Source organism: Bacteroides sp. NSJ-48, from assembly GCF_014287405.1.
Lineage (GTDB): Bacteria > Bacteroidota > Bacteroidia > Bacteroidales > Bacteroidaceae > Bacteroides > Bacteroides stercoris.
The window spans coordinates 1-11119 of the sequence record NZ_JACOOD010000074.1; the positions used below are offsets into that span (position 1 = coordinate 1).

At 42.1% G+C, this 11119-nt stretch carries 5 protein-coding genes; 3 read left to right on the forward strand and 2 right to left on the reverse strand.

The window, feature by feature from the left end; translation table 11 throughout:
* Positions 1–227: 227 nt before the first annotated feature.
* Positions 228–1280, reverse strand: a complete 1053-nt coding sequence (locus H8S52_RS18920) for a DUF4831 family protein (protein ID WP_186910374.1) — start codon at positions 1278–1280, stop codon at positions 228–230.
* A gap of 125 nt (positions 1281–1405) precedes the next feature.
* On the reverse strand, positions 1406–4240 hold the full coding sequence (locus H8S52_RS18925) for a glycoside hydrolase family 3 N-terminal domain-containing protein (protein WP_186910375.1): 2835 nt from the start codon (positions 4238–4240) through the stop codon (positions 1406–1408).
* 690 nt (positions 4241–4930) lie between these two features.
* Between H8S52_RS18925 and H8S52_RS18930 the strand changes: the two genes are divergently transcribed.
* The 3 genes from H8S52_RS18930 to H8S52_RS18940 are packed head-to-tail and all read left to right on the forward strand — an operon-like array spanning position 4931 to position 10929.
* The gene (locus H8S52_RS18930; RefSeq protein ID WP_186910376.1) at positions 4931–8008 is read left to right on the forward strand and encodes a TonB-dependent receptor; all 3078 of its coding nucleotides are present in this window, start codon (positions 4931–4933) and stop codon (positions 8006–8008) included.
* 19 nt (positions 8009–8027) lie between these two features.
* Positions 8028–9776 (forward strand): RagB/SusD family nutrient uptake outer membrane protein, encoded by a 1749-nt coding sequence (locus tag H8S52_RS18935; protein WP_186910377.1) that lies wholly within the window; start codon positions 8028–8030, stop codon positions 9774–9776.
* A gap of 19 nt (positions 9777–9795) precedes the next feature.
* Positions 9796–10929 (forward strand): right-handed parallel beta-helix repeat-containing protein, encoded by a 1134-nt coding sequence (locus H8S52_RS18940; RefSeq protein ID WP_186910378.1) that lies wholly within the window; start codon positions 9796–9798, stop codon positions 10927–10929.
* The last annotated feature ends 190 nt before the right edge of the window (positions 10930–11119 follow it).

Sequence of the window (11119 nt, forward strand, 5' to 3'; positions counted from 1 at the left end):
GCCGTCAAACCTTGTTTTCGGGGGAATACCTAAAGATACAAAAAAGCCAACTAATTCGCAATAATTTGTGTATGAATTAGTTGGCTAATTTTGTAATATTTAATGAATGTCCCTACTTACATTATGCAGTTGCAGAAAGATGGATTCATTCAGTTGAAAGTCGAGAGTTGAAAGTTACCGTCTGGCATTACAATGCAGACTGCTTTCAACTCTCGACTTTCAATTTCCTAATTGCTTTCTCTGTCTACCTTGATTAATCCACCGGTAGCTGTATCGAACAAAACTTTTATAGTAGAATTTTTATTGAATAGTACAGGTGCAAGATATTCTATAGTACCAAATTGTGTAACGGGCAGTTCACCATCGAATATCTTCTTGTTGTTGCCTGTTAATATAACATGGGCGCGTCCCGGAACGTTGTAAGCAACTCCGTCTACTTTTTTCTTACCGTCTTCTTCCGGAATGGCGGGAGTCTTCAAATCGGTTATGGAGATATAATACGGTTCGCCTGCCAAATCATCGTTTGCCACTATGCCCAATCGTTTGGAGAAGCGGAAAGCTACTTCATTGTTCATTTCTTTGGGAGTCAGGCGGATTGTAAACGTCTGAGGTTCTTCTTTCAAGGTTCCGGAGAACATCTCCGTCATAGCACGTTCCTGTAAGTTGAGGTTGTCGAGCATGATTTTGAGTTGGGCGCCATCCTGCGGCATATTGTCGGCTTCACCACGGAGAAGGGCATTTTTGCTTTCACGGATGTTATAGATTTCCTTGGCTACCAACTCCGCCATTTTAGCTCTGGAACTTGCCATGAGTATTTCTTCCGTAAGGAATTTACGCGGATCTATGGTTTCTTGTGCGGCAGCGGTTATTTTGGTTGCCGGTATTGTACGGTTACTAAGCGGTATGTTGATGGAACGGACAATGCCGTCTTCGGTAAGTTCCATTAGTGGGGCTACAGTCTTATCTTTCAACTTAACGAAGTATACATTATCTTTATCGGGTACTCCCGCCACGTGTGTTTGTACTTTGTCGATGGTCCAATAGATATTCGGATCGGCAGATACATTGTTCATGCGTAAGTAGCGGTCGGCATATTTACAGAACTCTCCGGGCATGTATGTATGTTTGGTAGCCTGTACAACAATTTCTATTTCGGTTTTAGGCAGGAGATAAGTTACTCCGTAGTCTTTACCGCGCATAATACCGGTGCTGACATCTGTTTGGGCATAGGCACTTGTAGCTATTAGAATGCCGGCCACCCATATCATTTTTTTCTTCATATTTCTCTATCGGTTTATAACTATGAATTTTAAATAACAAAGTTAACGAAGTTCTTTGTTCTTGGATATTCATTTACGAAAGATTAACTTTCAGTCAGACCATAAAATAGGAATGCTGCATGTCCTTATTCTTTCAGTACAACTTCAGCTATTCCTACACGGTCATCATTCAGTAAGATGCGCAAGTCACTGGCCGTGGTTCCTTTGAACGGATAGGAGATAAGTTCGCCGTATTGGCTGACAGTACCCGAATAGACAGTAAGGAACTGACCGCCTCCGCCTGAAAGCTGTATCTCGAACTCTGCCGGAAGTCCGTTGTCTCGCTTGAAAGCGATAGCAACTTCGTTTATTTTGCTTCCGTTCTTTAGGGCAAAGGTTATATAATCTCCTTTGTTACCCTGCCAGACCGTATTCTTTTGTTTATCAAGCACATTTGGGGCGTTTTCCATATCGGTACTTGCTGTTACGGGACTGACGGGATTTTGACTTTCAAGTGCTTGCAGGCGAGCTTGGTAATCTTCTACAGTAAGTATACCATTCAGCCGGATGTCTTCGGAGGACGCACCCGCCATGATGGCGAACTCGCCCGGTTCCACTGTCCATTTCATATCGGCATTCAACAATTCAAGATGCTTGCGGTCAAGAGTGAAAACTATTTCTTTGCTCTCTCCCGGCTTCAGGTGGATACGTTCAAAACCGGCAAGATTCTTTTCGTAGGTGGTGACACTGCTTAGAATATCGCGCGTGTAGAGTTGTACCACTTCGTCACCGGCACGTTTGCCGGTATTCGTTACTTTCAGTCGTACGGTGGCTTTTTGGTTGGGTGTGATTACTTTGGGAGTGATTTCGAGGTCGGAATACTCAAAAGTAGTATAGCTCAAACCGTAGCCGAAAGGATACAGTGCACCATTAATGCGTGACATATTGCCGTCCGGTCCCGGATTTTTACCGCCATCTATCTGTGAAGCCGGTTTGTAGGGGAAGTTGAACGGGATTTGTCCTACTGTTTTAGGAAAAGTAACTGTCAGTTTGCCTCCGGGATTGTAATCGCCGAAGAGAATGTCGGCTACTGCCGTACCGCCTTTAGAGCCCGGATACCAGGCTTCAAGAATGGCAGGGACAAACTTGTCCGCCCAGTTTACGGATAGCGGACGACCGTTAATCAATATCAGTATAACAGGCTTGCCCGTGGCTTGTACGGCTTGCAGCAGTTTCAACTGGTGTCCCGGTAATTCCAGGCTTGTGCGCGATTTGTTCTCACCGCAGGTACGTTGGCCGCCACCCAGTACTACTACTGCTACATCAGCCTGACGGGCATTGGCTGCGGCACGGTCTATTTCGGCTTGTTCGTCAGGGGTAAGCGGGTATTCCATGATTTCGCTTTCAGGCCAATGGGCATCTACAAGGTCGCAGCCTTTGGTATAAAGCACTTCAGCCTTACCCTGTGCTTTCTCGCGGATTCCTTCGAGGACAGTAGTAACCTCTACGGCGAGTGGTCCGTAATGTGTCAGAGCATAGCCTTCCTCATCGGCATTCGGGCCACAGACGGCAATCTTCTTTATCTTATCGATATTCAGCGGCAGTGTATTATCTGTATTTTTCAGCAATACGATGGATTCGCGGGATGCCTGTAGGGCAACGGCTTCATTGGCTTCCTTCTCCACTTCATCGTCAGCTCCGGCAAGGTCTGTTTGGTAGGGAGCATCGAACAGACCGATAAGGAATTTTACCCGAAGGATGTCACGCACACGGTCATTGATAACTTCTTCACTCAGTCCGCCTTCCTTTACGAGTTCGCGTAGCGGAAGTACGAATGAGTCGGGCGAGCGGAATGTACAACGTACGTTGAGGCCTGCTTCCACGCTTTGGCGTACGGCTTCTTTCATGTCTTTGGCGGTGTTATGCTTGGTATAGAGATATTCTACGGCATCGCTGTCCGACACTACATATCCCCGGAAACCCATTTCCTTGCGGAGTCGGGTAGTCAGCCAATAGTAGCTTCCCTGGATGGGAATGCCGTCGTAGTCGTTATAGGAACTCATCACGCCCAATAGCCCTGCTTCACGGATTACCCGTTTGAAAGGGTAGATGTGTATGTTTTCCACTTCGCGCGGCGGCATTTGCGGATCAACGCGCGCCATGCCTTCACGTGCTCCCTTATTGTTGCTGTATGCAGCAAAGTGTTTGGCGGTGGCAGCTACTTGGTGATTATGTTGCAGTCCACGTACCATTTCGATACCCAGCTCGGCAACAAGATAGGGGGATTCGCCGTAGACTTCCTCATAGCGTCCCCAACGCTGGTCGCGGCCTACATCGAGGATGGGGGCGTAGACGTTGGTATAGCCCAGCATGCGGGCTTCCCGTCCGGTGATAAGTCCTACTTGGCGGATAAGTTCGCGGTTCCACGTGTGTCCTAATCCCAGTTGGGTGGGAAAATTGGTGGCTTTATAACTTTCCACGCCACGGATGCCCTCATTAGTGAAATCTACGGGGATTCCGAGGCGGGTATCTTCAACAAAGAAGCGTTGTATTTCGTTCAGTGCCCAGGCATGACGCGAGGCAGGCCAGACGTTTTCATTGTCCGAGGGTGGCAGTCCCCATTGCTGGAAGCCGTTCAGATGTTCGTCAATGGCTCCGATACCGTCTTTCCAGAGCATCTGTTTCCATTCGGGGGTGGGAAGAGCATCTTTCAGCACTCGTTTGTAGCCGTAGAGGGTAACCATCTGGCAGGTTTTTTCTTCGAGTGTCATCTGCTGCAAGAGGTTTTCAATGCGGGCATCGAGTGTTGCGGCAGGGTCTTCATATATATCTTTGATACCGTTTTTGTTGAAGTCTATCCAGTTTTTATGGTACATTTCGCTTTTTGCCGGTTTGTAGTATGCCGGTATTTTTGCAGTTTTTTGTGCAGACAGTAATGTGCCACTGCCTAATAACAAGGTAGCTACAATTAATTTCTTCATGGTATGTTTTTTATAGTTTTCTTTGGGTGTCAAAGATAGTGAATTTTAGGAACAGAAAAGGATAAAATTGTTCGAAGTACGGTTATCTATTGTACATACTGTATTGGAATGGGGTGATAGTGGCGGATAATGGCATTGCGCTTTTGGCTGATAAATTATATGGTTGATGCCTCTTTGTTCGTTATTTCTTCTATAAGGCGATTTATCCAAAAGAAAAAGGTCAAAACAAGAACAGTCTAACTTATAATTTATGAGTTGGAGAGTATGAAAATTCTCTTACTTTAGTTTTAATCTATCATTACCATGCTATCCGTGTCAAAACGTGGCTTCGTTACCCAAAGCAGACTTGTTGAAATCAATTTTATATGCTAATTTAATTTCGCTGATGGATAAAGTTTATTTTTGTTTTCGCTGATGACTTCTTACTCAATTCGTTTCACATATTTGTGAAACTTGAGTTAAGGACATATTAAAAAATAGTTTTATTTTTTTTCCTAATTTACAGTTATATTATTGTATTATAGTCGTTTATGCGCTAATGCTCTTCTGCGATGTATCATTCATTATATCTTTTGCAACAAATGTTATGATAAAATATTTATGTTGGTTTTATATTTGCCACGGAGAAAATCAGAAGCTGTATGGCTAAGATTCGTATCTAAATATAATTTTAACTTTAAAATATTATGTATGATGAAAAACATCTGTTTTAAGACGTGCACTATATTAGTGGCACTGTTTATAGGGATTACGTTGCATGCACAACAGATCTCTGTAAAAGGTACAGTAGTGGAGAAATCCACAGGTCTTTCTGTCATTGGAGCTTCCGTAATAGAAGTAGGCTCCGAAAATAACGGAACCATTACAGACATTGACGGTAATTTCTCACTGACCGTTTCACAGGGTTCCGAATTATCTGTTTCTTATATCGGCTTTCAAGCTGTAACGGTAAAAGCACAACCCACCGTTCGTATCGAGATGATGGAAGATTCACAAATGTTGAATGAAGTGGTAGTGACAGGTTATATGTCTGAAAAGAAAGCTAGTCTGACCGGGTCGGTTGCTGTAGTCAAAATGAAAGATGTGGCAGACATTCCAACCGGAAATATTCTTACAGGATTACAAGGAAGGGTTGCAGGTATGAATATCACTACAGATGGTACTCCGGGAGGAGGGAACACCAGTACACTGCTTCGCGGTGTTACTACCATCAACAATTCCTCTCCCCTTTATGTGATTGACGGTGTACAAACCCGTGATAATATAGCCACAATTCTTTCTTCTAATGATGTGGAATCCATTCAAGTGCTGAAAGATGCTGCTTCTGCAGCCATCTATGGCGCTCAGGCCGCCAACGGTGTGATTATCATTACCACTAAGCGTGCTAAAGACGGCGATGTGAAAGTAAATTTCGACATGTCATTGACCGCACAAACATTTACATCAAACATAGATATGTTAGATGCCTATGAATGGGGAGAGGTATATTGGCAGGCATATAAGAATACATATGGTACGCATCCTAATAGTATAGTATATGGTAACGGTGAAACTCCCGAACTCCAAGAATTCTATTACGATCAAGATGGCATAAAAATCCGTTCAGGAAACACAGATTGGGCAAAAGAGATCTTTGATACGGCACTTATGCAAAATTACAACCTATCACTTTCCAAAGGTTTCAAGGATGGCAATGTAGCATTGACCCTAAATTACATGAATCAAGATGGTTTATGCCGCAATACGGATTACGAACGTATCAACTCGCGGTTAAGTTCAAATTTCCGCTTTTTAAATGATAAAGTAAGGGTGGGGGAAAGTATCGCTGTAAATTACTGGACTCAGCATCAAACTCCGGAAGGTATTGAAGAACTTGTCATCGCCCAGCATCCCGCTATCCCAGTGTATGATGAGAATGGCGGTTACGCAGGCGGATATGTGGATATTTTGGGTGATAAGGCCAATGCTGTCCGCTTAACTGATATGGAAGCAAACAATCGCCATAAAAACTGGCGTATCTTCGGCAATGCTTACTTGGAAATCGAGCCCATCAAAGCTTTGGTATTAAAATCTTCATTCGGTTTGAATTACTCCAATGGATTTAATTCCACCTTTGTACCCAAATGGCAAGAAGGTAGCCGAAAAGTAGAAACTAACGAACTTACAGTAAGGGAGGATAATAGTTTGCAATGGGTATGGGCGAACACTATTAATTACGCAAAAGATTTTGGAAAACATTCCATCAATGCACTGATAGGAATGGAAGCCAAAAAAGAAAATGGCGAACATGTACAAGGATACGGTCGTGGACTGATTATTGAGGATTTGGATTATCGCTATTTGGATGCTGTTACGGACGGAAAGGATGTGAGTAACAATTCAAGTTCGTATGCTATGGTGTCTTACTTCGGAAAAGTAAATTATGCATACGATGAGAAGTACTTGGTGTCTGGAACCCTTCGTAGAGATGCCTCTTCCAGATTTGGTAATGGAAACAATTCTGCCATATTTCCCTCGGTTTCTGCCGGTTGGAGAATTTCACGTGAAAATTTCATGGAAACTACTTCCAATTGGCTTAGCGACTTGAAACTTCGTGCTTCATGGGGCATTAACGGAAACGACATGATTGACAATAGCGCGACCTACAGTTTGTATTATGTAGACATGAACACAGGATCGTATAATTTTTCCGGTGACGGAAAAACTTTATCACCAGGTGTGATTAAGACCATGTCAGGGAATAATAATTTGAAATGGGAGCAAACCGAACAGTTCAATATCGGTATAGATGCAGCTTTTTTGGACAACCGCTTAGGAGTCACTATGGATTACTTTAAAAAGAAAACCAAAGATATGCTTATCCAAAAGCCTTATATTGCTGCTATCGGGGAAGGAGGATACAAATGGTATAATGCAGCCAGTATGGACAATAATGGCGTAGAAGCTACTATAACTTGGCACGACAAAATCAATGACTTCAATTATGAGGTAGCTTTCAACGTATCTTATTACCACAATGAGATTACTGACCTGCCGGAGGAAGTCAAATACACTTGGGGTGGCGGAGATGGTATCAGCAAGACTATTATCGGACAGTCTTATGGTTCTTGGATGGCCTATAAAACAGACGGAATCTTCCGCACCAAGGAGGAAGTTTATGAATATCTTAGTAAATACGATGTACAGGTGGGCGAACCTGGTGTGGGACGTATCCGCTACAAAGATCTCAATGGAGATGGCAAAATTAACACCGCAGACCGAGACTGGATGGGGAGCGACCAACCCAAAGTAATAGCTGGTCTGAATTTGAGCGCATCGTGGAAAGGATTTGATTTAAGCCTTTTCTTTAATGGAATGATACGCGATGCCTGGAACAATTCCAAATTCTATACAGATCTCTTTCAGGGATGGACAGGTAACCATTCTACCGATTTATTGAAAGCCATGCATGCCTGGGAAGTATATGAAAAGACTGGAGTATATGAATGCAGCATTCCGGCACTGACCGTAGTAGATAACAATAACGAAACACGCGATTCGGATTTCTTCATAGAAGATGGTTCATATATAAAACTGAAAACCGCCACACTGGGGTATACATTCTCTGACAAGGTATTGAAGAAACTACACATCTCAAATCTGCGCATGTACCTACAGGCACAGAATGTGTTTACCTTAACCAATTATACAGGAGCAGACCCAGAAGGATTAGGATATCGCTATCCGCTACCACGAACTTTTACATTTGGATTATCTGTTGGTTTTTAACTATTTAAATAAGAAATATATGAAACTTAAATATATGCTTGCAGCCGGCATGATGGCTGCCATGACTACCGGTTGTAATGAAAGTAGTTTTTTGGATTTAAAACCCCAAGGAGCTTTGAATGAAGATTTACTGAATTCTAAAGAAGGAATTGAGCTTTTAATAACTTCTGCTTATTCAGCTCTGCAAGGCCCAAACCGGGATATGATGTGGGTACCGATGACCAACTGGACCTATGGTGAAGTACGTTCAGACAATGCTTATAAAGGTGGTAGCAGCATCACTGATGGTGGCGATATTAATCAGATGGAAACTTTTGTAATAGATGCCACTTGGGGAAATGCTGACAGCAAATGGTATCAATTATATTGCTGTTTACAACGTGCTAACGAAGCATTGCGCATTTTGAATACCATGTCGGAAGCGGACATGCCGGAACTGACTGTGAGAAAAGCCGAAATGAAAGTAATTCGTGCGCATTTCTATTTTGAATTGTGCCGCTTGTTCAAACAAATACCTTATTTGGATGAAACGATAGATCAGGAAACATATAAAAATATTCCTAACAACCAATTCTCTCGTGAGGAAATACTTGATAAGATAGCAACGGATTTGCTGGAGGCAGCTAAGATTCTTCCGCCTCGTCAATCAGAAATAGGAAGAATCAACCAGTACATCACTTACGCCTATGCCGCAAAAGTGAGGCTGTATCAAGCTTATAAGCAGGATGAACGTAATCAGGTTGTTTCTATAGATAAAGATTTGTTACGTGAAGTGGTAGAGCTTTGTAATCGTCTGGATGGACAATATGATTTGTTGGAAGATTTCCAACAATTAGACTTGTTGGCTTATGAAAACGGAAAGGAATCGGTATTTGCCGTGCAATACACCATGAATGATGGAACTGAGGGAGCTGGTAATATTAACTGGAGTAATCTGTTGAATGCACCTCTCGGGCCTTACAGTGGAGACGGATTCTTTCTTCCCAGCCAAAATCTGATTAATGCTTTCAAGACCGATGAAAACGGTTTACCATTATTCGACAGTTTTAATGAGGAGAATTATGGAGTTTGGACAGGAGAAGAGCTGACACAGATTGAGTCAACCGTAGACCCTCGTTTGGACTTTATAACAGGACGACCGAGTATCACTTGGAAAACCTATCCGGATAGTCCTTGTAAGGCGAGCTGGGTACGTAACAATGGAGATTATGGATTTAATTGTACCAAGCGTTTTTATGTGTCACCCGAAAGTAGCGACATGTTTGTAGGCTGGCCATGGGGAGCATCTGGTATGAACTGGCAGATTATTCGTTATGCACATGTGCTGTTATGGAAAGCCGAAGCACTGGTTGAATTAGGTGAGGCTTCCGGGCTGGAAGAAGCCAGAGAAATTATCAACCGTATCCGTCGTCGTGCAATGAACAGCTCCTATGTGAAAGACTTTGAAAATCCCGATCAAAATGCTGCCGACTATTTTATCAAGGAATATCCTGCACAAGGGTGGAACCAAGTATATGCTCGCAAGGCTGTGAGATTTGAAGCACGCCTGGAAACCGCAATGGAGGGCGAACGTTTCTTCGATTTGGTGCGGTGGGGTGTTGCCGCAGACTATATGAATAGTTATATACAAAAAGAACAAAACGACCGTGTTTATTATAAAGGAGCACATTTTACAGCTGGCAAAGATGAATACCTGCCTATACCTTTAGCACAATATAATTTTTCGGAAGGAACTTATGTGCAGAATCCTGGATATGGTGATTTTTAAACATTAAAATAAGAATATCATGAAAATAAGAAAATATTTGCTCGCTATGTGCAGTCTGATCATGATTGCATGCGACAACGATGAAAACCAGACATTGTGTTATGGTGTACACGACCTATTAGAAGGTGACATCACTCTGGCAGGAGCTGTGGGTGATGGGAAGACAGACTGTTCTACGATAATCAACCAGATGATTGCTTCCCTGCCAGCAGAAGGAGGAATTATTGTAATACCGGAAGGAGACTTTGTGTTGGATGAACCGATTGTGATAAATAAAGACAACGTGACCATCAAAGGGCTGAATCCTGGATTCCGAAGTAACATTGATGTGAAAGATGAATCGTTATTTGGACCAGGTGGAGGAAGCAAACTGATTCTTCGCAAGGCAGATGCTGCTATCAAATTGGGAAATTCAGATGTTAGTAAACTGGCTATTAAGAATATACTTATTTCAGGGGGAACAGAGAATCATGGTACAGGGATATTGTTTGAATCAACAAATACAGATTGTAGCATCAAAAATATAATAGGTATCAATCTGAAATTAGGATTCGACATTAGAAAAGCTACCCGTATGCAGATATCAGATTGTTGGGTGTGTGAGATGGAAAGCAGTATCAAATTGCAAGGCGGTGAACAAAACAGTGTGAAGAATTGCCAATTAGGAGCTCAGCCCAAAGGTGTTACTTGCATGTTTGCAAAAGAAAAGAATTTGGTTTTTGAAAAGAATCAGGTGTATCCGGACGGTAGCAGCAATCTGGTGCTTGATGAATGCGATGATGCAAAAATTTCCAATAATAATTTCAAAAGCTACTACATAGGTATTTTGAATATGAGTGGAAATCGGAACAAAGTAGAGAATAATATTTTCTGGATGGCAGATGCAGTTGCTAATCAGTTGTTGGATCGAGGTGCTGAATATGGTGTCGTATGCATTGCCGGTGAAGAAAATCATTTCATACAAAATACTCTGACTTGTGAATGGATTGTGGAAAATGGAGTAACTGTCAGAGCTACGGAAGGAAAAAATAACTTGATAGAGAATTGCCTGATTGAAAACACTAATAGCAATCAAGTTTTATTAGTTAATGATCAGATGAAAGTTTTGAACTGTGTGCCTAAGGACAAAATAAAAATAGAACAGCAAGACTGAAACCTGCTGATGAAAATAAGTTGCAATGTATTAAAATTTAATGGATATGAAGATAAAACTTAATCATATATTTAACGTGAGTTCGAAATAAGAATAAATATATTTCACTTATAATTAGAAACATAGCGATAAAAGTATTAAATTTATAGTGCTGAATTATAACATTTAAACGATTACCACTATGTTTCCA

Coding starts and splice junctions, on each gene's coding strand:
- H8S52_RS18930 (WP_186910376.1), top strand. CDS start 4,931: ATGATGAAAAACATCTGTTTTAAGACGTGCACTATATTAGTGGCACTG.
- H8S52_RS18935 (WP_186910377.1), top strand. CDS start 8,028: ATGAAACTTAAATATATGCTTGCAGCCGGCATGATGGCTGCCATGACT.
- H8S52_RS18925 (WP_186910375.1), bottom strand. CDS start 4,240: ATGAAGAAATTAATTGTAGCTACCTTGTTATTAGGCAGTGGCACATTA.
- H8S52_RS18920 (WP_186910374.1), bottom strand. CDS start 1,280: ATGAAGAAAAAAATGATATGGGTGGCCGGCATTCTAATAGCTACAAGT.
- H8S52_RS18940 (WP_186910378.1), top strand. CDS start 9,796: ATGAAAATAAGAAAATATTTGCTCGCTATGTGCAGTCTGATCATGATT.